Source organism: Oryzicola mucosus (assembly GCF_014534685.1).
Lineage (GTDB): Bacteria > Pseudomonadota > Alphaproteobacteria > Rhizobiales > Rhizobiaceae > Oryzicola > Oryzicola mucosus.
On the sequence record NZ_JACVVX010000001.1, the window covers coordinates 1,298,916 to 1,319,970 of the forward strand.

Annotated in this window: 25 protein-coding genes; 6 read left to right on the top strand and 19 right to left on the bottom strand. The window is 62.6% G+C overall.

From position 1 onward, the window contains the following. Positions 1-2: 2 nt before the first annotated feature. The 10 genes from cofG to ICI42_RS06215 form a co-directional block, all read right to left on the bottom strand. A complete protein-coding gene (gene cofG, locus ICI42_RS06170) occupies positions 3-1,133 on the bottom strand; it encodes a 7,8-didemethyl-8-hydroxy-5-deazariboflavin synthase CofG (RefSeq protein ID WP_188163604.1) in 1,131 nt (376 codons plus the stop codon). A gap of 468 nt (positions 1,134-1,601) precedes the next feature. Beyond that, positions 1,602-2,345, bottom strand: a complete 744-nt coding sequence (locus ICI42_RS06175) for an outer membrane protein (protein WP_188163605.1) — start codon at positions 2,343-2,345, stop codon at positions 1,602-1,604. Positions 2,346-2,606: 261 nt separating this feature from the next. Further along, positions 2,607-3,959: a phosphoglucosamine mutase gene (gene glmM / locus ICI42_RS06180; RefSeq protein WP_188163606.1), complete on the bottom strand. Its 1,353-nt coding sequence runs from the start codon at positions 3,957-3,959 to the stop codon at positions 2,607-2,609. Positions 3,960-4,363: 404 nt separating this feature from the next. Next, the gene (gene ftsH / locus ICI42_RS06185; protein ID WP_188163607.1) at positions 4,364-6,301 is read right to left on the bottom strand and encodes an ATP-dependent zinc metalloprotease FtsH; all 1,938 of its coding nucleotides are present in this window, start codon (positions 6,299-6,301) and stop codon (positions 4,364-4,366) included. Between the two features lie 106 nt (positions 6,302-6,407). Beyond that, positions 6,408-7,775: a tRNA lysidine(34) synthetase TilS gene (gene tilS, locus ICI42_RS06190; RefSeq protein ID WP_188163608.1), complete on the bottom strand. Its 1,368-nt coding sequence runs from the start codon at positions 7,773-7,775 to the stop codon at positions 6,408-6,410. After that, entirely contained in the window at positions 7,769-8,812 is a 1,044-nt protein-coding gene (gene ybgF, locus ICI42_RS06195; protein WP_188163609.1) for a tol-pal system protein YbgF, read from the bottom strand. Before ybgF ends, tilS begins: the two co-directional genes overlap by 7 nt. Before the next feature lie 152 nt (positions 8,813-8,964). Beyond that, positions 8,965-9,477 (bottom strand): peptidoglycan-associated lipoprotein Pal, encoded by a 513-nt coding sequence (gene pal / locus ICI42_RS06200; RefSeq protein ID WP_188163610.1) that lies wholly within the window; start codon positions 9,475-9,477, stop codon positions 8,965-8,967. A 379-nt stretch (positions 9,478-9,856) separates the two neighbouring features. Beyond that, the gene (locus ICI42_RS06205) at positions 9,857-10,117 is read right to left on the bottom strand and encodes a DUF2312 domain-containing protein (protein ID WP_188163611.1); all 261 of its coding nucleotides are present in this window, start codon (positions 10,115-10,117) and stop codon (positions 9,857-9,859) included. A gap of 115 nt (positions 10,118-10,232) precedes the next feature. Further along, positions 10,233-10,541 (bottom strand): DUF1244 domain-containing protein, encoded by a 309-nt coding sequence (locus ICI42_RS06210; RefSeq protein ID WP_188163612.1) that lies wholly within the window; start codon positions 10,539-10,541, stop codon positions 10,233-10,235. Between the two features lie 11 nt (positions 10,542-10,552). Further along, the gene (locus ICI42_RS06215) at positions 10,553-11,350 is read right to left on the bottom strand and encodes an N-formylglutamate amidohydrolase (RefSeq protein ID WP_188163613.1); all 798 of its coding nucleotides are present in this window, start codon (positions 11,348-11,350) and stop codon (positions 10,553-10,555) included. Positions 11,351-11,593: 243 nt separating this feature from the next. Between ICI42_RS06215 and ICI42_RS06220 the strand changes: the two genes are divergently transcribed. Genes ICI42_RS06220 through ICI42_RS06235 form a run of 4 tightly spaced genes read left to right on the top strand, consistent with a single transcriptional unit; the run spans position 11,594 to position 14,122 of the window. Then, on the top strand, positions 11,594-12,082 hold the full coding sequence (locus ICI42_RS06220; RefSeq protein ID WP_188163614.1) for a DUF1036 domain-containing protein: 489 nt from the start codon (positions 11,594-11,596) through the stop codon (positions 12,080-12,082). Beyond that, positions 12,079-13,515 carry a pyruvate kinase gene (gene pyk, locus ICI42_RS06225; RefSeq protein WP_188163615.1) on the top strand — a complete coding sequence of 479 codons (1,437 nt, stop codon included), beginning with the start codon at positions 12,079-12,081 and terminating at the stop codon, positions 13,513-13,515. Before ICI42_RS06220 ends, pyk begins: the two co-directional genes overlap by 4 nt. Positions 13,516-13,563: 48 nt before the next feature. Next, positions 13,564-13,839, top strand: coding sequence for a ribbon-helix-helix domain-containing protein (locus ICI42_RS06230; protein WP_188163616.1), 276 nt, complete (start codon positions 13,564-13,566; stop codon positions 13,837-13,839). Then, a complete protein-coding gene (locus tag ICI42_RS06235) occupies positions 13,832-14,122 on the top strand; it encodes a type II toxin-antitoxin system RelE/ParE family toxin (RefSeq protein ID WP_188163617.1) in 291 nt (96 codons plus the stop codon). The genes ICI42_RS06230 and ICI42_RS06235 overlap by 8 nt, the downstream gene beginning before the upstream one ends. A 1-nt stretch (position 14,123) precedes the next feature. Here the strand turns inward: ICI42_RS06235 and ICI42_RS06240 are convergent, their stop codons facing one another. From ICI42_RS06240 to ykgO, 3 genes are all read right to left on the bottom strand, one after another. Then, entirely contained in the window at positions 14,124-15,185 is a 1,062-nt protein-coding gene (locus tag ICI42_RS06240) for an alpha/beta fold hydrolase (RefSeq protein ID WP_188163618.1), read from the bottom strand. A gap of 46 nt (positions 15,186-15,231) precedes the next feature. Then, positions 15,232-15,813, bottom strand: coding sequence for a tetratricopeptide repeat protein (locus ICI42_RS06245; RefSeq protein WP_188163619.1), 582 nt, complete (start codon positions 15,811-15,813; stop codon positions 15,232-15,234). 93 nt (positions 15,814-15,906) lie between these two features. Continuing rightward, positions 15,907-16,032: a type B 50S ribosomal protein L36 gene (gene ykgO, locus ICI42_RS06250; protein ID WP_188163620.1), complete on the bottom strand. Its 126-nt coding sequence runs from the start codon at positions 16,030-16,032 to the stop codon at positions 15,907-15,909. Positions 16,033-16,240: 208 nt separating this feature from the next. Here ykgO and ICI42_RS06255 point away from each other — a divergent pair, with 208 nt between their 5' ends. Further along, positions 16,241-16,654 carry a lysozyme inhibitor LprI family protein gene (locus ICI42_RS06255; RefSeq protein ID WP_188163743.1) on the top strand — a complete coding sequence of 138 codons (414 nt, stop codon included), beginning with the start codon at positions 16,241-16,243 and terminating at the stop codon, positions 16,652-16,654. A 16-nt stretch (positions 16,655-16,670) separates the two neighbouring features. Here the strand turns inward: ICI42_RS06255 and ICI42_RS06260 are convergent, their stop codons facing one another. From ICI42_RS06260 to ICI42_RS06270, 3 genes are all read right to left on the bottom strand, one after another. Further along, positions 16,671-17,747 carry a 5-(carboxyamino)imidazole ribonucleotide synthase gene (locus ICI42_RS06260; RefSeq protein ID WP_188163621.1) on the bottom strand — a complete coding sequence of 359 codons (1,077 nt, stop codon included), beginning with the start codon at positions 17,745-17,747 and terminating at the stop codon, positions 16,671-16,673. Next, on the bottom strand, positions 17,744-18,208 hold the full coding sequence (purE, locus tag ICI42_RS06265; protein WP_188163744.1) for a 5-(carboxyamino)imidazole ribonucleotide mutase: 465 nt from the start codon (positions 18,206-18,208) through the stop codon (positions 17,744-17,746). The genes ICI42_RS06260 and purE overlap by 4 nt, the downstream gene beginning before the upstream one ends. A 106-nt stretch (positions 18,209-18,314) precedes the next feature. Then, complete coding sequence (locus tag ICI42_RS06270; protein ID WP_188163745.1) at positions 18,315-18,518, bottom strand: YdcH family protein; 204 nt, start codon at positions 18,516-18,518, stop codon at positions 18,315-18,317. Between the two features lie 236 nt (positions 18,519-18,754). Here ICI42_RS06270 and ICI42_RS06275 point away from each other — a divergent pair, with 236 nt between their 5' ends. Beyond that, complete coding sequence (locus tag ICI42_RS06275; RefSeq protein ID WP_188163622.1) at positions 18,755-18,934, top strand: YdcH family protein; 180 nt, start codon at positions 18,755-18,757, stop codon at positions 18,932-18,934. A gap of 117 nt (positions 18,935-19,051) precedes the next feature. Here the strand turns inward: ICI42_RS06275 and ICI42_RS06280 are convergent, their stop codons facing one another. The 3 genes from ICI42_RS06280 to ICI42_RS06290 all read right to left on the bottom strand — a co-directional run bounded on the left by ICI42_RS06280 (position 19,052) and on the right by ICI42_RS06290 (position 20,994). Beyond that, positions 19,052-19,315 carry an ArsR/SmtB family transcription factor gene (locus tag ICI42_RS06280; protein ID WP_188163623.1) on the bottom strand — a complete coding sequence of 88 codons (264 nt, stop codon included), beginning with the start codon at positions 19,313-19,315 and terminating at the stop codon, positions 19,052-19,054. Between the two features lie 38 nt (positions 19,316-19,353). Next, positions 19,354-20,640, bottom strand: a complete 1,287-nt coding sequence (locus tag ICI42_RS06285) for an MFS transporter (RefSeq protein ID WP_188163624.1) — start codon at positions 20,638-20,640, stop codon at positions 19,354-19,356. A 159-nt stretch (positions 20,641-20,799) separates the two neighbouring features. Continuing rightward, complete coding sequence (locus ICI42_RS06290) at positions 20,800-20,994, bottom strand: DUF1192 domain-containing protein (protein ID WP_188163625.1); 195 nt, start codon at positions 20,992-20,994, stop codon at positions 20,800-20,802. Positions 20,995-21,055: the final 61 nt, after the last annotated feature.

A 21,055-nucleotide genomic window follows, 5' to 3' on the forward strand; every position in this document is an offset into this window, starting at 1 on the left:
CCTCAACTGACGAACTGTTCGCGGGCGAGGCCGTCGCTGCCGGCGAGCCGCGAAAGAGCGATGTTCATGTCGCCCGGCAGCGATGCGAGATAGGCCGGATAGACCGTCAGCCGCTCGACCAGCCGATAGCCGGTGGCCGCCGTGCGGCGCGACAGCTCGCCGAGCGCGGGCCAGGCGCGTTCTGGATTGATGTGGTCGGCGGTCAGCGGCGAAATCCCGCCCCAGTCGTTGATGCCCGAGCCGATATAGTCCTCGAAGGCTTCTTCCAGATTGGGCGGCGCCTGCAGGCTGATCGACGGGTCGAGGATGAGCCGGGCGACCGCCAGCGTGCGCAGCATGTCGTCGCGCGTCGGCTCGATCCATTCGGCCATGGCGGTGCCGGGCTTGGCGCGGAAGTTCTGCACGATCACCTCCTGCACATTGCCGTGGCTGAGATGGATGTCGTTGATGGCGTAGAGGCTGTCGATGCGCTCTTCCCAGCTTTCGCCGATGCCGATCAGGATACCGGTGGTGAACGGTACGCCCAGCCTTCCCGCCGCCTCGATGGTACGCAGGCGCAGGATCGGCGCCTTGTCGGGACAGGCATGGTGCGGCATGCCGGGCTTCATCAGCCGTTTGCTGGCGTTCTCCAGCATCATGCCCATCGAGCCGGACACCTCGCGCAGGCGGGCGACTTCTGCCTCCATCAGCGTGCCGGCATTGACATGCGGGATCAGCGAGGTGTGTTCCAGAACCAGCCGGCAGGCGTCGATGAGATAGTCGACGGTGGTCTCGTAGCCGAGCTTCGCCAGGATTTCGCGCGCCTCGGGATAGCGCCGCTCGGGGCGCTCTCCTAGCGAAAACAACGCTTCCTTGCAGCCGAGCTGTTCGCCGCGGCGGGCGATGTCGAGCACCTCGTCCGGCGTCAGATAGTTTGCGCCCGGTTCGCCCGGCGCCTTGACGAAGGTGCAATAGCCGCAGGTGTTGCGGCACATGGTGGTCAGCGGGATGAAAACCTTTCGCGAGTAGCTGATCGCCTGGCCCCAATGGCGGTCGCGGCGTTCGGCGGCGCGAGCGCGGAGCGCGTGGAGAGCTTCGCCTGTCGCGGAACCGGCGGCAAGCGCGTCGTCGCGTGTAAACGGGTTCGGGATCATGGCCTTGGCTCCCGTTGTCCGGTGGGTATCGTACCCCCACCCCTAACCCCTCCCCACAAGGGGGAGGGAGACCGGATCGGTCTCATGAACCCGCAAGCGGTTGAGATGGAACGGCCTAGTGGACGCCTCCCTCCCCCTTGTGGGGAGGGATAGAGGGTGGGGGCGATCTCGTATGCGGACGCGATGCCGCCGCGAGCGAACGGCCACGGGATTTGCTGCGCAGGAGAAGAGTCCGCGCCGCCAAAGCCATCTATGCTCAAGGGCCTGCCCATTGCCATCTCATTCACCCTCTGGCCGAGCCGTTGACCGACTTCTTCGCCATGCGTTTGTCTGGAGGAAAATTTTGACCATTTGATAAAAAAAGTCAACGGCCTTGTTGGCAAACCCGCCGACAGGCCGCGCAAAAGCCAAAGGCCCGGCGTCTTGCGACGACCGGGCCCCGGGAGCTTGCAGATGGAAGGCCTGGGCCTACCAGAGTTCGTAACGCAGGCCGACGCGCACTTCGTGGGTGCTCAGGTCGCCGTTGGAACCCGTAACGCTTTCGCCAAAGGAGGTCGTGCCGTCGAACATGTCGCCGCCCTTGATGTGGCGGTATTTGTAGCCGAGATCGAGCTTCATGTTCTTGGTCACGTCGTAGGCGACGCCGGCCATGAGGGCGTAGGTGAAGCGCCAGTCCTTGTCGCCGGCGATGGTCTGCATCGAACCATCCGGCAGGGTCGCGTTCAGATCCGAGAAGTTCATGTAGGTCGAGCCGAGACCCGCGCCGATATAGGGCGTGAAGCCGACATAGGTGCCGAGATCGACATAGCCGTTGGCCATCAGGCTGATCGCCGTGAAATCGGCCGAGCCGGTAACATTGCCGGCCGTCCAGGGGTCGCTCGCGGAGAGCGTGCTGCGGAAGCCGTCGACGGTGGCGTCAGCGCGGAAATAGTCGGTGAAGCGGTAACCGACGCCGGCACCCAGGTTGAAGGTGTCGTCGAAGTTCGGCGCGCGGGTGTCGCCGGGAAAATCCACGCCGCCGGAGTTGACGTTGTAGCTGATCTTGTCGGCCTTATCGCCCCAGCTGTAGCCGATGTCGCCGCGCAGATACCAGCCGGAACCGACTTCTACGGGCACCTCCTGCACGACCGGAATATAGTCGGCGGCCATTGCGGACATCGGGAAGAAAATGGTGGCGGCGAGCGCCAGTTTTATACGCGAGTGGATTTTCATGGTTCAAGCTCCTGACGTGACCCTGGTTGTTGGCGGGGGTGACCGACATCCTTCGAGAGCTAATGTTAACCATAGAGGTTAAGTGATCGTTAAGGATAACAGGTGGTTACGATTTTTCCCGGTCGATCCGGGGCAAAGATTCAGCGAGTGTTTTCAATGCCGGAAAGTTAACGGTGCGGCGTTTGTGCCGGAATTGCTGGGCGCGAACGCAAAAAACCCGCCTTGCGAGGCGGGTTTTGCAATGGGTTCTCGTTAAGAAATTCAGGCGGCGGAGCGGCTTTCGGCGATGACGCCGACGATGTCGTTGACCACGTCTTCGACCAATTGCCTGTCGTCGCCCTCGGCCATGACGCGAATCAGCGGCTCGGTGCCGGAGGGGCGGATGACGAGACGGCCGGATGCGCCGAGGCGGTTCTTGGCGTCCTCGATGGCCGCTTTCACCGGCGCTTCCTCCAACGGCTTGCCGCCATGGAAGCGCACATTCTTGAGAAGCTGCGGCACCGGCTCGAACTTGCGTGTGAGTTCGCTGACCGGACGGTTCTGCTGCTTGATGCAGGCCAGCACCTGGAGGGCGGAGACAAGGCCGTCTCCGGTGGTCGAAAAATCCGACAGGACGATATGGCCGGACTGCTCGCCGCCAATGTTCAGCCCGTTGGCGCGCATATGCTCGACGACGTAGCGGTCGCCGACCTTGGTACGGTGCAGGTCGAGCTTGATGCCGTTGAGGTAACGCTCCAGGCCAAGGTTGGACATAATGGTCGCCACCACGCCGCCGCCGACAAGCCGCCCGGCCGAATGCCAGGATTCGGCGACCAGCGCCATGATCTGGTCGCCATCGACGATGGTGCCGTTCTCGTCCACGATCACCACACGGTCGGCGTCGCCGTCGAGGGCGATGCCGATATCGGCGCGCACCTCGTGCACCTTCTTCTGCAGGCCGGCGGGATGGGTGGAGCCGCAGTCCTGGTTGATGTTGAAGCCGTTGGGTTCGACATTGATCGCGATGACCTCGGCGCCAAGCTCCCACAGCACGGCAGGCGCCACCTTGTAGGCCGCGCCATTGGCACAGTCGACGACGATACGCAGCCCATCCAGCGACATCGGCTGGGGCAGGGTGCGCTTGGCAAATTCGATGTAGCGGTCATGCACCCCGTCGACGCGCTTGGCCCGGCCGATACCATCGGAATCGGCGAGCGCGCTGTCGATGTTTTCTTCCAGCATCGCCTCAATGCGGTTTTCGATGTCGTCGGAGAGCTTGTAGCCGTCGGGGCCGAACAGCTTGATGCCGTTGTCGTAATAGGGATTGTGCGAGGCCGAGATCATGACGCCCATATCGGCGCGCAGCGAATGCACCAGCATCGCCACCGCGGGCGTCGGGATCGGGCCGAGCAGGAACACGTCCATGCCGGCCGCGCAGAGGCCGGAAACCAGCGCGTTCTCGATCATGTAGCCGCTGAGGCGGGTGTCCTTGCCGACCACGACGCGATGGCGGTGGCTGCCCCGCTGGAACGACAGGCCGGCGGCCATGCCGACCTTCATCGCAATCTCTGCGGTCATCGGAAATCTGTTGGCCCGCCCCCGGATTCCATCCGTGCCGAAATACCGTCCCGCCATGAAAGCTCAACTCCCAGAAATATCGCCCGCGCGGCTTCTGCCATACCGGATGGCGCGCGCGGCATCACTTTTGGTGAGTTTATGACACAAACTCTTAGAAAAGTGTTGGGGGAATATGTCGGAGGCAGGTCGGCCGATGGGAGGGAGAAGGCAGACTGTCGCTGTCCAGATGACGGTGGCGTTGGCGGATCAAAAGAAAACCCCGCGACGCGTTGGCGTCACGGGGTTTACGAATTCGGACCGCCTCCCGGCCCTCCGCCAGGGCTCCGGGCGTTCGTCGCTCGACAAGCCAAATCGTTGTCGAGCGTTTCCCTGCGGGGGCCCGACGCCTGCGGCAACTCCCCAACGTTCGAAACCTCTCACCGTGCCACTGGCACGGTGAATCCGCAAAGCGAACCGGTTTCTCACCCCTGCGGTTGAGGCTCCATCCCGCCTTCAGGCTCGGGACCCTTTTTCTTGCCGCGCGTGGTGCCGGCCTTGGGAACCGTGGACCCGCGCGAGGGCGGCGTATCGTCGCCCAGATCGTGGACAGGCTTTTCGCCCTTCATGATCGCGCGCAGCTCGTCGCCGGTCAGGGTCTCATATTCCAGAAGAGCTTCGGCGATCGCAATGAACGTCGCCTTGTTCTTGGTGATCAGTTTGCGGGCTTCGGTCTCGCCGAACTCGATCAGCCGGCGCACTTCCTCGTCGATGAGCTTCGCTGTTTCTTCGGACATGTTGTTGCTCTGGGCAACCGAATGGCCGAGGAAGACTTCCTGCTCGTTGGAGCGATAACGCACACGGCCGAGCTTTTCCGACATGCCCCATTCCATCACCATGGAGCGGGCCAGGCCGGTGGCCATCTGGATATCGCCGGCCGCACCTGTGGTAACCTTCTCCTTGCCAAAGGTCAGGATCTCGGCTTCGCGGCCGCCGAACAGCATGATCAGCCGGGCAATGGCCTTCTCGTAGGTCCAGTTGTAGCGGTCGGACTCAGGCAGCGTCATCACCATGCCGAGCGAACGGCCGCGCGGAATGATGGTCGCCTTGTGGATCGGATCAATCGTCTCCGACAGCATCAGCGCGATGATCGCGTGACCTGCCTCATGATAGGCGGTGTTCTTCTTTTCCTCAGGCGTCATGGCCAGCGACCGGCGCTCGGCGCCCATCATGACCTTGTCCTTGGCGTCCTCGAACTCCTGCATGGTCACCAGGCGCTTGTTGCGCCGTGCGGCCAAAAGCGCGCCCTCGTTGATGAGGTTGGCGAGATCGGCACCCGAAAAGCCCGGAGTACCGCGTGCCAGCACCTTGAGGTCGACATTCGGCGCCAGCGGCACGTTGCGGACGTGAACCTTGAGGATCTTCTCGCGACCGTTGACGTCCGGATTGGGCACGGTGACCTGGCGGTCGAAGCGGCCTGGACGCAGGAGAGCGGGGTCGAGAACGTCGGGACGGTTGGTCGCGGCGATCAGGATGATGCTTTCATTGGGCTCGAAACCGTCCATCTCGACCAGAAGCTGGTTCAGCGTCTGCTCGCGCTCATCGTTGCCGCCGCCGAGACCGGCGCCGCGATGGCGACCGACGGCATCGATTTCGTCGATGAAGATGATGCAGGGCGCGTTCTTCTTGGCCTGCTCGAACATGTCGCGCACGCGGCTTGCGCCGACGCCGACGAACATCTCGACGAAGTCGGAACCCGAAATGGTGAAGAACGGCACATTGGCTTCGCCGGCGACCGAACGGGCCAGCAGCGTCTTGCCGGTGCCGGGAGGGCCTACGAGCAGCACGCCGCGCGGAATCTTGCCGCCCAGGCGCTGGAACTTCTGCGGGTCGCGCAGGAACTCGACGATCTCTTCAAGATCTTCCTTGGCTTCGTCGACGCCCGCGACATCCTGGAAGGTGATGCGGCCATGCGCCTCGGTGAGCAATTTGGCCTTGGACTTGCCGAAGCCCATGGCGCGTCCGGAACCGGACTGCATCTGGCGCATGAAGAAGATCCAGACGCCGAGGATCAGGATCATCGGCAGCCATGACAGCATGTAGCCGAACAACGAGTTCGAGCCGTCGCTTTCAGGACGCGCATTGATGGTGACGTTCTTTTCCTCGAGACGCGGCACGAGCGAGGAATCGCCCGGCGAGTAGGTCTGGAAAGCCGTCGAATTGTCGACATATGTGCCGGTGATGCGGTCGCCTGCGATCGTCACGTCCTTCACACGACCCGAATTGAGGTCCTGAAGGAATTGCGAATACGCGACTTCGCGCGAGTTGGTGCGGCTCTGACCTGTCTGGAACAGGTTGAACAAGGCGATCAGCAGAACGGCTATGATCGCCCAAAGCGCAAAGTTGCGATAATTCGGATTCATCTATTGTCCCGTCGGCACCCACTGGGCGCGATGATGATACTGTAACTTGCCCCTAACATAGGCATGCCACCAGCCATTGCCAAGCACATCTCACTTGCGGCTTTCGTTAAGCTTTACAAGCAATGTGGTCGGCGCAAGGCGGCTGAGGCAGGGCGGCTGCGCCGAGCAGTTCGGCTGCTGCGCTTGCGGCCTCCAGATCGAAGCCGGGCAGGAAGCGCAACCAGGGTGCCAGCACCGGCTGGAAGAGGCTGTTTTCTGGCGAGCCCAAACCGGCATCCGGCACGCGCTTATCGCTTCGCCATAATGCCGGCTGGGCGGAAAGCGCGGCTCTGGCAAGGCTTTCCGGCACGCCGTTTTCGACTTTCATGACGCCGCCGGCTTCCGCATTGCCGATAGCGGCGATGGTAAGGTCTTCGAGGTCGACGTTTCCGGCAAGGCGATAGCGCCCGTCCCAGATCATGGCTTTTGCCGGCTGCGGTTGCGGCAGGTTGCGGGTTTCGCGATACAGGAAGATGCCCGAGGCGCGGCGGTCGATCACCGAGCGCGACATTGTGGCGCGGAATGGTTTTCGGCTGTCGGCTGTCTTCATCGCACCAAGCAGGGCCGCCACCCGGGGCTGGTCCACAAGCCTTGGCGTGCCGCCGATGCAGGCCAGCAGAATGCGCACCAGATGGGTCGCCGCCTCGGGAGACGCGTCAAGCAGCTTGGGATCCAGCCGGATCAGCCCCGGTGACGGTCGGTCGGCATAAGCCCTGAGAAGCATAGCTGCCTCATGCCCGAGTTCCATCCGGCGGGCGGCGACGACGGCTGATGAGGCAAGTGCTGCGGCGAAGCACATATCGTCCGTGTCGTTGAGCGCAGCACGAATGCGCGGGCGCTCGTAGCGCTGGTTGATATTCGACGGATCGTCGATCCAGTCCTGGCCGCGGGCAGCGAGATAGTCGCGCAGTTCCGCTCGTCGAACGCCGAGAAGTGGGCGCAGCAGCCAGCAGTCGCCATCGAGCAGCGTCAGGCGCGCCATGCCGGCAATGCCGAGACCATCGCCGCGCGCCTGGCGCATCAGGACAGTTTCTGCCTGGTCGTCGGCGGTATGGCCGGTGACGACGATAGCGGCGCCATAGCGTCGCGCGGCTTCGGTGAGCAGGCGGTAGCGCGCATCGCGACTGGCGGCGGCGAGCCCCGTTGCGGGCTTTTCACCGGACCAGCTTCGAACGTCATGGTCGATGCCGTGTGCGCGGCAGAGCTGGGCGACGGCTTCCGCTTCCCGCGCCGATTCAGTGCGCAGGCCGTGGTCGACGGTAACTGCGACCAATTTGCAGTGCGGCGCATGCCGCTTGATGTGGTCGTTGAGGAGAAACAGCAGGGCGGTCGAATCGCTGCCGCCCGAAACGGCGGAGATGATGGCCGAAGACGAGCCCAGGTCGATGTCGGCGAAGACGTTCCGGAATGCTGTGCCGGGATGGTCGCTCAGCAAGATGCCTGCGCCCGTTCCTGCTTCACGCGTTCCTTGAGGGCATCCGAGATGTTGGGATAGCGTTTGGTCACTTCGGAAAATGTCGCACAGGCGACGTCGCGCTGCTTCAGGCCAGCCAGCGACACGCCAAGCTTGAGCAGCATTTCAGGGGCCTTCTTGGATTTCGGGTAGGCCTTGTTAGCTGTCAGGAAGGTCTCGGCGGCATCGCGGTATTTCTTTTGGCCGAGTTGCGCTTCACCCAGCCAGAAGCGGGCGTCGGCGGTCTGGGGATCGTTGGGAAAACGGTCGATATGGTCACGAAAACCCTGTTCGGCGGTGTTGTAGTCGCCCGACAGAACGAACTGATAGGCGTTGCGGTAGAGTTCGGCCGGATTGTTGGTCGAAGGCAGTGCCGCGACCTGGTTGTTGCCGGAAGGGGCGGGCGGTGCGGACTGCGCCTGAGCCGGTGGAGCCGAAGGCGGCGGCAGTTGCCGGCTTGCTCCGCTCTCGATGACATTGCCGTTCTTGTCGACCGTGATGGTGCCGAAGGTGCGCGGCGGTGCGCCGTTCGTGGCGGGAGCCGACTCTGTGCCGCCCGAACCGGCGATGATGTCTTGAACGCTGTTATCCGACCCGGAGGCGGCGGAGGTGCCGCCGCCTTCCGTAATTGCCTCACCCGACTGGGAAGGGGTGCCCGCGACGGTTCTGTTCGAACCGCCGGAGGCATCGGATTTCTTTTCCAGTTCCTGGAAGCGGAACTCGTTGTCTTCCTGCATCTTCCGCATCTGCTCCTGCATTTGCAGGATCTGGAAGTTCAGTTCCTCGATGGTGCCGCTGAGCCTGCGGATCTGCTCTTCAAGCGCGGTCACGCGCGGATCGCCGGCCTGCGCCATCTGGAAGGTGCCGGTGTCGGCCGACCGGCCAGACGCACCGAAGACGCCCGGCAGACCCACGCTGGGCACCGGGTTGGTGGTTTCGAGGCCGCTGCGCGCGTGCGCGCCCGCCCCCGAAAGCAGTAGGAGGGCAAGTGTGCCACTCAGGATTGAACGAAAAATCATCAGCCTCTCGCCGTTGGGATGAAGACGGGTGCGCGAATACGCTCTCGGCTTTTATCAGGCGGTGAGACTTCGGCCAAATTTTGTTTGGCCTTGCAGGATAAGAAAAAGGCGGACCGAAGCCCGCCTCTTTCGAGATCGACCAATGCGGCAGATCAGCTGCCGGCGCCGCCCAGCGTGGTGACGGCGCGGCGGTTCTGCGACCAGCAGGAAATGTCGTCGCAGACTGCGACCGGACGTTCCTTGCCGTAGGAAATCGTCTTGATGCGGTTGGCGGCGACGCCGCGTCCGGCGAGATAGTCGCGGGTGGCGGCGGCGCGACGCGCACCGAGCGCCAGGTTGTATTCGCGGGTGCCGCGTTCGTCGGCATGGCCTTCGACCACGATGGCGTACTGGCGGTACTGGTTGAGCCACTGCGCCTGGCGGGCGAGGGTGGCCTGGGCGTCGGCGCGGATCGAGGACGAATCGGTGTCGAAGAAGATGCGGTCGCCGACGTTGACGGTGAAGTCCTGGGCGGAGCCCGGAGTCGCCACGCCGCCGGCACCACCGCCGAGGCCGAGATCAGAGGCGCTGTTGGGTGTCTTCTTGGAAGCGCAACCGGTAAGTGCCAGGCCGACGACAAGCGCGACGACAAAAGGATTGGTTGTCAGTGCTGCGATACGGCGCATGCCGCCTCTCCTTCGCAATTCGAGTGAATTCGTTGATCGCCCAGTAACCACGTTGCGGTTAACCGGCGTTCAAAAAACGTGGTTAATTTTCGGTTCAACCGCCATCCATTGGCTGAATCAACCACCCGTCCGCAGGCTGAAGTAACCACGTCAGATTGGTTCGGGACCATAGGCGCAAATGGGGCGGAATGGCGGCAAACATGGTGAAATGAGGCCTTGTCACCCCACCTGCGTCATTTTTGACCTTGCTGGGGCGAAAGCTCTCCATGGAGAGGTCGTTTTTTGCGTCGGAGAGATAGTGTCCAGCCGACGAATCGACCGATACGGAAGAAAGCTCTGCCGAAAATGGAGCGGCCGGCAAAAGCCGGCCGCATCCGAATCATGCCATGCCGAGGGCGGCCATGTAGAGATCAAGAATCGTTTCCGCTTCAGCCCGTTCGTTGGCGTCCTGCTTGCGCAGGCGGACGATGGTGCGGATGGCCTTGGTGTCGAAGCCGGTGCCTTTTGCCTCGGCATAGACGTCCTTGATGTCGTCGGAAATCGTCTTCTTTTCCTCTTCCAGGCGCTCGATGCGTTCGATCAAAGCGCGAAGCTGGCCTGCGGCCACGGTCTGGCTGGATTCTGCGATGTCATCGGCCAATGGTCGTCTCCGGATATGGCGGGCCCGAGTCGGGCGGGAGGGTTCGGGCCGGTTCGATGCCCCATGCAGGGCGGGGGGTCAAGGGACAAGCCGTTCCGTGCCGTCGATTCAGCCGTCAGTGGTCCTTTGAAGCACTTTGGGCGAAGGCGGCTTTCTGCGCGTCCGAAGCGTCGGTCTGGTATTTCGCCTGCCATTCCTTGTAGGGCATGCCATAGACGATGGCGCGGGCGTCGTCCTTCGAAAGCGCTACGCCCTCCTTGCCGGCGGCGTCCTGGTACCAGTTCGATAGGCAATTGCGGCAGAAGCCGGCGAGATTCATCATATCGATGTTCTGGACATCGGTGCGCTCGCGCAGATGGGCGACCAGCCGGCGAAAGGCCGCAGCCTCGAAATCGCGTTTCTGGTCCTCGGTCAGGTCGGTCATCGAAAACTCCTTCACAATGGTCCGGTGCGCGAGCCGAATTGCTGGACCTCGTGCATGCCGGGTCGCGCATTGATCGCCTTGACGATCGGCGCAAGGCGGTCAGCCCAGGCCTTGGCGCCAGCGTCGTCGGCGATCAGGTCCTGTCGGATCTCGATCAATGCATGGGCATAGCCGTTGACGATCGCGTGCTTGTACATGGTGTCGCCGCGCAAGGCACCATCATAGGGCTCGTTGTCGCCGACGACCAGCGCCTTGTCTTCGGCGAGCATCTCGATCAGCGGCCAGGCGACGCGGTGGTCCATGTCCCACAGGACGCCGACATGCCAGGGCCGGACATGGCCCTGCATGACCGGGGTAAACGAGTGAACCGAAAAGATGAACGGCGCCGAGCCCGACGCTTCCGCCACGGAGGCGATCATCGAACCGACGGCATCGTGATAGGGCTGGTAGAAGTTTTCGATCCGCCTGGCCCGCTCGTCCGCCGTCATCGGATAATTGCCCGCGATGACGGCGCCGTCATAGAGCTGACGGATCAGCGTCGGGTCGTCGTCGCCGCGATTGGGATCGATCAGCAGCCGCGAGAAATTGGCAAGCACTGCCGGCGCTCCGGTCAGCGCGGCCAAGGCGCGCGTCACCGCCTCCGCGCCGATGTCGAAGGCGATGTGGCGGTCGAATTCCTCCGGCGGCAGGCCGAGATCGCCATATTCCTCCGGCAGGTCGCGGCGGGCATGATCGCACAGGAGCACCAGACCTTTGCTGCGGTCTCCCTCGATGATGTCGAAGGGGGCGAAAGCGGCGGTTCGGGTCATCGGCGACAAATTGTCCTTCTGGCGGGTGGGCGCGGGCGCGCATTGCGCTTATAAGCCGATATGCTCCGAACGCCGTTGTTTTGACAATCTTTTTTCGGACAGGCGGGCGTATGAGCTGAAATGCTGGGTTTAGGTGCGTCTAAATCGATTTGGATAAGGCAAAACGGCGCGTTGACATGCCGTTCAAGTTTGCCGAAAAGGGGCGGAGTGGAAATGCTCAAATGGTCTAGGAAAGGTTTCGGGATGGATCTCGCGCGGGGGACGTCCGTTCGTTCGGCCTTCGCCACGCTGGTTCTTTTTCTTGCCGTTCCCGTGCTGTCCGTTCTCACCGCGAAGCCTGCCTTCGCCGATTTCCGCGTCTGTAACGCGACGCAGAATCTCGTTGGGGTGGGGATAGGCTACAGGGCGCAGGCCGGCTGGATCACCGAAGGCTGGTGGCACATCGAAGGCTCGAGCTGCAAGACCCTCATCGAGGGGCCGCTGTCCTCGCGCTTCTACTATCTCTATGCCGAGGATGCGGAACGCGGCGGGCGTTGGGACGGTCCGATCACGATGTGCGTGGCCGAGAAGGAGTTTAAAATCTCCGGCGTCACCGATTGTGTCGCGCGCGGTTTCCAGCGTGCCGGTTTCCAGGAATACGATACGGGAGAGCAGGCGAACTGGATGGTCCAGTTCACCGACGAGCCCGCAACCGATGGCGACAACGCCGCGACGGGAAGCAATACCCAATGAGACGCAGCCGGAAGGTCAAGATCCTCGCAACGCTCGGACCCGCCTCTTCTGACGAGGCGATGATCCGGAAGCTGTTCGAAGCGGGCGCGGATGTCTTCCGGATCAATATGAGCCACACCGACCATGACAGCATGCGCGCGCTGGTCGGTCGCATCCGGGCAGTCGAAAGCCAGGTCGGCCGGCCCATCGGGATTCTCGCAGATCTCCAGGGCCCGAAGCTCCGCGTCGGCAAGTTCGCCAAGGGCAAGGAAGAGCTCAAGGTCGGCCAGACCTTCACACTCGACAACAATGACACGCCGGGCGACTCCAAGCGGGTCTTCCTGCCGCATCCCGAAATCCTGCGCTCCGTCGAAGTCGGCCACCGGCTGCTCATCGACGACGGCAAGCTGCAGCTCAAGGCCGTCAAGACCGACGGCAAGAAGATCGTCTGCGAGGTCGTTGCCGGAACCGGCATCTCCGACCGCAAGGGCGTCAGCCTGCCCGATACCGACCTGCCGGTCGGCGCGCTGACCGAAAAGGATCGCCGCGACCTCGACGCCGTGCTCGAGACCGGTGTCGACTGGGTCGCGCTGTCCTTCATCCAGCGTCCCGACGATCTCGCCGAGGCGCGCAAGATCGCCAATGGCCGTGCGCTGTTGCTTTCCAAGATCGAAAAGCCGCAGGCCGTGGCGCGCCTTGCCGAGATCATCGAATTGTCCGACGCGCTGATGGTCGCCCGCGGCGATCTCGGTGTCGAGATGCCGCTGGAAGCGGTGCCCGGCATCCAGAAACAGATTACGCGTGCCGCCCGCCGCGCCGGCAAGCCGGTGGTCGTGGCCACCCAGATGCTCGAATCCATGATCACCGCGCCGGTGCCAACGCGCGCGGAGGTGTCCGACGTTTCCATCGCCGTGTTCGAAGGTGCTGACGCGATCATGCTGTCGGCGGAATCGGCGGCCGGCGCCTATCCGGTCGAGGCGGTCTCGATGATGGACCGCATCGCCGTGCGCGTCGAACAGGACCCGACCTATCCCGGCATCATCAACGCCCAGCGTTCGACGCCGGAAGCAACCAGCGCCGACGCGATTTCGCTCGCCTCGCGCGAAATTGCCGAGACGCTGAAGCTGGCTGCCATCATCACATACACCGCCTCCGGCGCCACCGGCATGCGCGCAGCGCGCGAGCGCCCGCAGGTGCCGATCATCGCGCTGTCGCCGATCCTCGACACGGCGCGTCGCCTGTCGCTTCTGTGGGGAACGCATTGCGTGGTCTCGCCGGATGCCATCGACCTTGACGACATGGTCGAGCGCGCCTGCCGCATGGCGTTCAACGAAGGCTTCGCCAAAGCCGGCGAGCGCATCATCGTGACCGCCGGCGTGCCGCTACGGACGCCCGGCTCGACCAACATGCTGCGCATCGCTTATGTGGGCCAGGACGGCAAGGGCGGGCGGTAGGTACGGCCTGTTGTTGTGAGCAGGGTTGGTCGGTGTTAGAATGACGGTATGGCATCCAGCAGCACGCAAACTCTGACGATCTCGCTGACACCTGAGCAAGCCAGTCGGGTGAGAGGCGCTGTCGATTCCGGTGCCTATGCTTCAGACAGTGATGTGATTCGCGAGGCTCTGACTTTGTGGGAGCGCCATGAGATATCGCGCGCTGCGGATATCGAGCGTCTTAAGAAAGCATATGAAGCTGGCAAGGCCAGTGGCCCTGGACGGGTGATGGATGTCGATACGCTTCTGGGGGAGTTGAAGTCGGAACGCAGCACACGTGGCTGAATTCCGTCTTACGCCGCGCGCTGAGCAGGATATCCGAGACATCTGGCGCACAATTGCCAGCGAGAGTGAAAAAGCAGCAGACGCTCTTGTGTTGCGTCTGTTTGCCAAATTTCACATTGTGGCAACGCAGCCAAAGATGGGACGCGCTGTGCCGGAAGTTGGTCAGGATGTCCGTATTCTCATCGAGGGGCGATATCTCATTCTTTATGAGCCGGCAGGTGACGATCTCCTTATCGTCGCTGTCGTCCATGGCATGAGAAATCCGGACGAATGGCTTTCTTGATTTACTGCGGCGACAATTCGCCCGCCGGCATTCGAGGTTCGGCACAGAGTTCCGTAGCGAAATTGTCGGCGGCGATGCGCTGCTCGACACGACCTTTCACCGCGGCCAGATCGACCGGCTTGCCGGACAGCTTCTCGATGGCCGAGACTACCAGTTCCGGGGCTATCCAGTCCGGTTTATGGCCGAGATTGTCGACCCAGACGATCTCCGCGCCGGGAATGTCGCGCGCCAAACCGCCGGAATGCAGTTCCTCATAGACGATGGTGTCGCGGTTGCCCGTGACGATGATCGACGGCGCAGTGATGCCGGGATAGCGCGGTGCGTTGACCCGGACGAAGTCGTAAAGTCCTGCTACATCGACAGCGTTGGCGCGGAACGCCGGAGGTCGCAGCACCAACTGGATCGACGCGCGGTCGACATAGCCGTGGGGAACCGGGTTGGGGGCGAAGACGCAAGCCGTTGCATCGGCGATACGTCCCCAGCCGACAAGCGTGGTGACCGTCTCGGAAAAAATCCAACCGGCAACGGGCAGGGCGGTGGCGCTGTAGTACCAGGAGGTTTCGCCGCCCGGCCAGGGATGGGTCGCTGGCGACAGGAACAGCAGGCCGCGCGTTTTTTCGGCATGGTCGAGGGCGAAGATGGCGGCGACCGCGCCGCCATAGGAGTGGCCTACGACGATTGCGTCCTTGATGTCGAGCCGGTCCATCAGCGCCGCCAGCGTTGCTGCCTGGCCGGTCGGCGTGTCGTTGCCGCTGCCGCGCGTCGACCAGCCATGACCCGGCCGATCGAAGAACAGCATGTCGGCCTTGCCTTCCAGCGCCTGACGCATGGGAACGAACTGGTCCATCAGATTGCCGCTGGCGCCATGAATGAACACCAGCGGCGGCAGTTCTGGCTTATCGGCTTTCAGGTGGACATAATGAATGCGCGCGCTGCCGATATCCATGAAGCTGCCGGCGGGTGAATTGCGCCGTTCGATCAGCCATGTCGCCACACGCGTCGACCCTGCCAGCGTCAGAAGCAGAGCGAGCAGGAAAGCCAAAAAAGCGTAAGCGAAATTCATGATGGAATGGGAATGCCGGTGCAGGGTGAGCGAAGCTATACACGCGTCAGATGGCGCTGCCTGTCAAATCCTCGGTAATGGTCGACACCTCCTGCTGAGCGGAGCGCATCATCGGATAGATGGCCAGCACCTTTTCCCATGCCTGAAGCGCCAGTTCCTTGTCGCCATTCTCCGACATGATGCGGGCGATGCCCGAAAGCGCGCCGAAATGGCGCGGTTCGAGTTGCAGCGTGCGGTCGAGATCGCTCATCGACATCTTGAAATTGTTCATCAGATAGTGCGCGGTGGCGCGGCGGTTCCAGCCTTCGGCATAATCCGGCTTCAGCACCACGACCTGATCGAGAAAATCGAGTGCAACGTCGAACTTGCGTTCGTTCATCGCCTTCTGCGCCCAGCCCATCATCAGGTCGACCGACGCGCTGCCGGACTCGGCCCAACGATTCTGGATGCGGGCGGCGATCCGCTCCGCTGCGCGCTCGTTGCGCTGGCGCTTCAGGTCCTTGAGAAGCGTATCGACCTGGCCTTGGCTGGGCACGGTCACCGGCCGACCGTTTTGCGCGGCAAAACCCACGGCAGGGGTCAGCAGCGCGAGGGAAAGGGCAAGTCTGAAAAGCAAAACGATCCGCATGCCGGAAATCTAGCTCCCGACAGCGGAACGTCAAACTGAATTTAGCGTGAACGGCGATGCCGGCTCATAAAAAGCTCGACCGTGCCGGTCTGCTCAGCCCTGGCGGGCCTTGAAGCGCGGTGCGCTCTTGTTGATGATGTAGATGCGGCCCTTGCGGCGAACCAGCTGGTTGTCGCGGTGGCGAGCCTTGAGTGCCTTCAGCGAATTCTTGATCTTCATTGGTCTGACCCATCTGATAGGGCCCGCTTCGGGCCGAAATGAAAGGCGCGCCAAAAGCGCGCCCGAATTTGTGTGTGGCTCATAAACGAGGAGTCTCGGTTGTGTCAACCGCAGAGGCGCTTTTCAATGCTTTCCTCGGTCCCGCATTTGCCCAAAGGCGAAATTTGCCGCATCCTGGTGTTCCATGAACGAAACTGCGAGACTGACAATGCGCCTGCCGATACGACTTGCCCTGATCGCTGTGGGTCTTCTTTATGCCGGGGCGGCTTCCGCCGCTGAATGCGACCCCAAGGACGAAAGCCAGATGGGCATGAACATCTGCGCAGCCGCGGACTACAAGGCAGCCGATACCAAGCTGAACGCGGCCTATGCCGAGATCGTCAGACGGCTGTCCGACGACGAAGACAGCAAGAAGCGCCTGCAGGCGGCCCAGCGCGCATGGATCGGCTTTCGCGATGCCGAGTGCAATTTCGCCACCGGCGATGCCCAGGATGGCTCGATCTATCCGATGCTGCAGTCCAATTGCCTGGAAGGGCTGACGCTGGACCGCGTCAAACAACTGGATGTCTATCTGCATTGCGAGGAAGGCGACATGAGCTGCCCCGTCCCCGCCGCGCCGTAAACGGCGGACTTCGAAGTCAGGCGATCAACCGGGTGAAATGCCCCATCTTCCGGCCAGGTCGCGCCTCGGCTTTGCCGTAGAGATGGACGATCGTGTCAGTCTCACTCAGCAGCGATTCGAACCGGGCGATATCGTCGCCGATCAGGTTTTCCATCACGCAGTCGGAATGACGCTTCGGATTGCCCAACGGCAGACCGGCGACCGCGCGGATGTGTTGCTCGAATTGCGAGACGGCACAGGCGGCCTCCGTCCAATGGCCGGAATTGTGCACGCGCGGGGCGACCTCATTGGCAATCAGCCCACCATCCGGCAACACGAAGAACTCGACGCCGATGACGCCGACATAATCCAAAGCGGCAAGAATTCGGCGCGCGGCCTCGCGGGCTGCGATGGCCGTTGCCGCCGAGATCGCGGCGGGCACGGCGGAGCTGTGCAGGATGCCGTCCCTGTGGACGTTCTCCGCAGGATCGTAGACCGCAAGAGAGCCGTCTATGCCGCGCGCGGCGATGACAGAGATTTCCTTCTCGAAGGGCACGAAGGATTCGAGGATCAGCGGAACGTCGCCCATTGCCGCGCAGGTGCCGTCAAAGCCGCCGCTTCCGACATTCCGGAATACGCGCTGACCCTTGCCGTCATAGCCCATGCGGCGGGTCTTGAGGATGCCGCTGCCATCGAAGCGGGCGAGCGCGTCGGCAAGCTGCGCGTCGTCCTCGACGGGCAGGAACCGCGCGGTCTCGATGTTGATGCCGTTCAGGAAATTCTTCTCGACAAGGCGGTCCTGCGAGACTTCCAGCGCCTTGGCCGGAGGATAGACCGGCACCGAGCGCGCCAGTCGTTCGGCCGCCGACACCGGCACGTTTTCGAATTCGTAGGTGACGACGGCACAGCTCCGCGCCAGTTCGTCGAGCCCGGCGGGGTCGTCATAGGCGGCGACGATCTGGCGGTTGGCGACCTGCGCGGCCGGGCAGTCGGCGTGCGGTTCGAGCACGATGATGCGATAGCCGAGCCGTGCTGCCGACATGGCAAGCATGCGTCCCAGCTGCCCGCCGCCGATGATGCCGATGGTGGAGCCCAAGGGAAGGGAAGCGGTCATGCGTCGTCCGAAGGTGTTTCAGCCACTTTGGCGGTCTGGCCGCTGCGCCAGTCTTCAAGACGGCTTGCCAGCGCCTCGTCGCTCAGGGCCAGGACTGCCGCCGCCAGAAGGGCGGCGTTGGCGGCGCCCGCCTTGCCGATGGCGAGCGTGCCGACGGGAATGCCGGCCGGCATCTGGACGATGGACAGAAGCGAGTCCTGTCCCGACAGCGCCTTGGATTCGACCGGCACGCCGAACACCGGCAGCACAGTCATGGCAGCGGTCATGCCGGGCAGATGGGCAGCCCCGCCCGCGCCCGCGATGATGACGCGGAAGCCGGCCGCCTTGGCTGATTTGGCGAAGTCATAGAGGCGGTCTGGCGTGCGATGCGCCGAGATAATGCGCGCTTCATGCGAGACGCCAAGGATTTCGAGGATGTCGGCGGCGTGGCGCATCGTCGCCCAGTCCGACTGACTGCCCATGATGATGGCGACGTCGACGCGCTTTTGCTGCAATGGCCAGTCCCTTCGAGGCGCTAAAACGGCCACGTAGCCGAATTTCCACCCTGCCGCAAGGACGGTGCGGCGCTCAGGCGATGATGTCGGGGATGATGCGGTCTTCGATCGCCCTCAGCTTGTCCTTGATGACGAGCTTCTTCTTTTTCATGCGCTGTATCTGCAGGGTATCGCAGCCGACGGCGATCATCGCGTTGATGGCCGCGTCGAAATCGGCATGTTCCTGTTTCAACCGTGCAAAATCGAGCCGAACTTCGGCCTGTTCCTGTTCCGACATGTCCACCGTGTGCAAATTATTTGCGCCTTTCGACGCCATCGTGGCAAGACCAGCACCCTTGCGGCGCAGTGGCGGCTTGCCCATATCATATTTTAGCCCTGCGGGAAATAATACCACACCGCATTCGACATGGCGGATTTTAGGTGGCAAACTGTCACCGTACCGTCACACGGCGTAGCCAGCGGTGGATACGCCTCCGACAGGGTCCACGAGGAACTGAAAGGGAGATTCAATCCATGTCTCTTGCATCCCATCTTGAAGAACTTCAGCGCAAACATGGCGATATGGAACGTCAACTCGACCAAGCCTTGAACCATCCGTCGATTGACGATCTTGAAATCGCAACGTTGAAGCGTCGAAAGCTGGCACTCAAGGACGAGATTGAGAAGCTGCGGTCGCAACCGACCCGGCATTGATTTCAAGCCGCTTCGCGGCTTTAAAAGCCGGCGGCGGATCATTCCGCCGTCGGTTTATTTCGGGCAAGTCCAAGTTCTAAAAATGGCCAACAAGACGACGCTGCGACCATGCGCGTCTCACGCTTCCCAGAACTGATCCAGCCAGATATTGAGCTTTACAAAGCCGTCTGAACTGACGGCGTAGACCCGGCGGGTGCCTTCCGCGCGGGCGCTGACGAGACCGGCATCCAGAAGCACCTTAAGATGCTGGGAGACTGCCGGCCGCGATACCGGCAGTCCGGAAGCGAGTTCACCGACAGTCTTTGGCCCGCGCCTAAGCTCTTCCAGCAGATGCCGGCGGTTGGGGTCGGCAATGGCGACGAAAGAGTCATTCGCGTTCATTGCTTATTCTTGCAGCAAGGCGCGAGAAATCACAACCTTTACGACGAGGCAGGCTGCGGCGCTTCGTTTTCGGCATCGGCGTTTTCCGGGCTCGCTTCCGAACGGGGGTCGAGCCTGAGCGCTTCCGGCGTCACCGCCCGCTCGGACGGCAGCGTTTTGAACGCCTCACGGTCTCCGATGGGCACCGGCGCGCGGCGACGGATGCGCAGAAGCGTGTAGCCGGCCAGGCCGAAATGCGCGAGCGCCGTCGCCAGGAACAGGCCCTCCGGTCGCAGCCATCCCATCAGCCCTGCGGCGATGATCGGGCCGATCATGGTGCCGAAGCCGTAGAGCAGCAGAAGCCCGCCGGAAATCTTGACGAAATCCTCCGGTGAGGCGTGGTCGTTGGCATGCGCCACGGCGAGCGAATAGAGCGTGTAGGCGAAAGCGCCGTAGCAAGCCGTCATGGCGATGACGAAGCCGCTCGATCGCGGCGCAACGAGAAACAGCAGCACTGCGAAAATTGTCGACAAAAGCGCACCGCCGGCCAGTACGAAGCGCCGGTCTGTGCGGTCGGAAATGCGGCCGATCGGCATCTGCAGCGCCGCCCCCGCCACCACCGTCAGGCTCATCATCAGCGCGATATGCGCCGTCGAGATGCCGATGCGGGCGCCATAGACCGCGCCCAACGTTCCCCAGGCGCCATTGGCGACGCCGATCAGCACGCAGGCGATGGAGGAGACCGGCGAATTGGCATAAAGGCCCTTGATGTCGAGCTTGACGTCGCGCAGCGGGTTGGGGTGCGCGGCGCTCGAGACGGCCGTCGGGATCAGCGACAGGCAGAACAGGATGCCTGCGACCATGAACAGGGAATCGTTGCCGACGTCGCCTGCGGCGACCATCATCTGCCCCGCCATGATCGAGGCATAGGTGACCATCATGTAGAGGCCGAAGACCGTGCCGCGGTTCTTGTTGGTGGCGCGCTCATTGAGCCAGCTCTCGATGATCATGAAGGCGCCGGCCATGGTGAAGCCGGTGAAGGCGCGCAGGACGATCCACACCTGTTCCTGGATGATCAACCCGGTCAACAGAGCGATGATCGCCCCGGACGCCGCGAAGGTCGAGAAGGCGCGGACGTGGCCGGCGCGGCGCACCAGACGTGGCGCAAAGACGCAGCCTGCGACGAAGCCGCCTGCCCAGGCCGTACCCATCAGACCCAGCGAAACGGTCGAAAACCCTTCGACCTGTCCTCGCAGCGGCAGAAGAAGCCCGTGCAAACCGGATGCGGCAAGCAGGAATGCCGTGCCGCGCAGCAGCGAAAGGATGGGGCGGTAGTCTGCAAACATCATGTCATTCCGGGTTTTTGGCCGAGTTTTGGCCGAGTTCTGGTCGAACTTCCTGCTGGCGAAGCTCCAGCGCAGTGATTCGTCTCGGCGGCGGCGGTGCTGATTCCATCCCGCTTTAGACAGCGATGCTGGCGATGATGCGACAGCGGCGCGTTTTTATCATCTCGGTTTGAACAGCGATTCGGCCACGGATTTGCTGCTCGTCTTGGACGCTATTTCCGCCTCAAGGCGACCGGCCTCAGCTTTCAGAATCGCGATGCGCTCCTGGAGGTCGGCGACCGAAAGCAAAGAAAGATCCTGTCCGATTTCGTGCTGGCGGTTGGTCCTGCGGGGTTCTTCGTCGAAAACAGCCATTCCGGGTCCTCGCTTCCTGTTGTTTGCCTCCGCCGACGAACAGAATACATAGAGCATGGAC

What these genes read in the sequence shown, in the direction of transcription:
- cofG (WP_188163604.1), bottom strand. Translation starts at nt 1,133, where the DNA reads ATGATCCCGAACCCGTTTACACGCGACGACGCGCTTGCCGCCGGTTCC.
- ICI42_RS06175 (WP_188163605.1), bottom strand. Translation starts at nt 2,345, where the DNA reads ATGAAAATCCACTCGCGTATAAAACTGGCGCTCGCCGCCACCATTTTC.
- glmM (WP_188163606.1), bottom strand. Translation starts at nt 3,959, where the DNA reads ATGGCGGGACGGTATTTCGGCACGGATGGAATCCGGGGGCGGGCCAAC.
- ftsH (WP_188163607.1), bottom strand. Translation starts at nt 6,301, where the DNA reads ATGAATCCGAATTATCGCAACTTTGCGCTTTGGGCGATCATAGCCGTT.
- ybgF (WP_188163609.1), bottom strand. Translation starts at nt 8,812, where the DNA reads ATGATTTTTCGTTCAATCCTGAGTGGCACACTTGCCCTCCTACTGCTT.
- pal (WP_188163610.1), bottom strand. Translation starts at nt 9,477, where the DNA reads ATGCGCCGTATCGCAGCACTGACAACCAATCCTTTTGTCGTCGCGCTT.
- ICI42_RS06210 (WP_188163612.1), bottom strand. Translation starts at nt 10,541, where the DNA reads ATGACCGACCTGACCGAGGACCAGAAACGCGATTTCGAGGCTGCGGCC.
- ICI42_RS06215 (WP_188163613.1), bottom strand. Translation starts at nt 11,350, where the DNA reads ATGACCCGAACCGCCGCTTTCGCCCCCTTCGACATCATCGAGGGAGAC.
- ICI42_RS06220 (WP_188163614.1), top strand. Translation starts at nt 11,594, where the DNA reads ATGGATCTCGCGCGGGGGACGTCCGTTCGTTCGGCCTTCGCCACGCTG.
- pyk (WP_188163615.1), top strand. Translation starts at nt 12,079, where the DNA reads ATGAGACGCAGCCGGAAGGTCAAGATCCTCGCAACGCTCGGACCCGCC.
- ICI42_RS06230 (WP_188163616.1), top strand. Translation starts at nt 13,564, where the DNA reads ATGGCATCCAGCAGCACGCAAACTCTGACGATCTCGCTGACACCTGAG.
- ICI42_RS06240 (WP_188163618.1), bottom strand. Translation starts at nt 15,185, where the DNA reads ATGAATTTCGCTTACGCTTTTTTGGCTTTCCTGCTCGCTCTGCTTCTG.
- ICI42_RS06245 (WP_188163619.1), bottom strand. Translation starts at nt 15,813, where the DNA reads ATGCGGATCGTTTTGCTTTTCAGACTTGCCCTTTCCCTCGCGCTGCTG.
- ykgO (WP_188163620.1), bottom strand. Translation starts at nt 16,032, where the DNA reads ATGAAGATCAAGAATTCGCTGAAGGCACTCAAGGCTCGCCACCGCGAC.
- ICI42_RS06255 (WP_188163743.1), top strand. Translation starts at nt 16,241, where the DNA reads ATGCGCCTGCCGATACGACTTGCCCTGATCGCTGTGGGTCTTCTTTAT.
- ICI42_RS06260 (WP_188163621.1), bottom strand. Translation starts at nt 17,747, where the DNA reads ATGACCGCTTCCCTTCCCTTGGGCTCCACCATCGGCATCATCGGCGGC.
- purE (WP_188163744.1), bottom strand. Translation starts at nt 18,208, where the DNA reads ATGGGCAGTCAGTCGGACTGGGCGACGATGCGCCACGCCGCCGACATC.
- ICI42_RS06270 (WP_188163745.1), bottom strand. Translation starts at nt 18,518, where the DNA reads ATGTCGGAACAGGAACAGGCCGAAGTTCGGCTCGATTTTGCACGGTTG.
- ICI42_RS06275 (WP_188163622.1), top strand. Translation starts at nt 18,755, where the DNA reads ATGTCTCTTGCATCCCATCTTGAAGAACTTCAGCGCAAACATGGCGAT.
- ICI42_RS06280 (WP_188163623.1), bottom strand. Translation starts at nt 19,315, where the DNA reads ATGAACGCGAATGACTCTTTCGTCGCCATTGCCGACCCCAACCGCCGG.
- ICI42_RS06285 (WP_188163624.1), bottom strand. Translation starts at nt 20,640, where the DNA reads ATGTTTGCAGACTACCGCCCCATCCTTTCGCTGCTGCGCGGCACGGCA.
- ICI42_RS06290 (WP_188163625.1), bottom strand. Translation starts at nt 20,994, where the DNA reads ATGGCTGTTTTCGACGAAGAACCCCGCAGGACCAACCGCCAGCACGAA.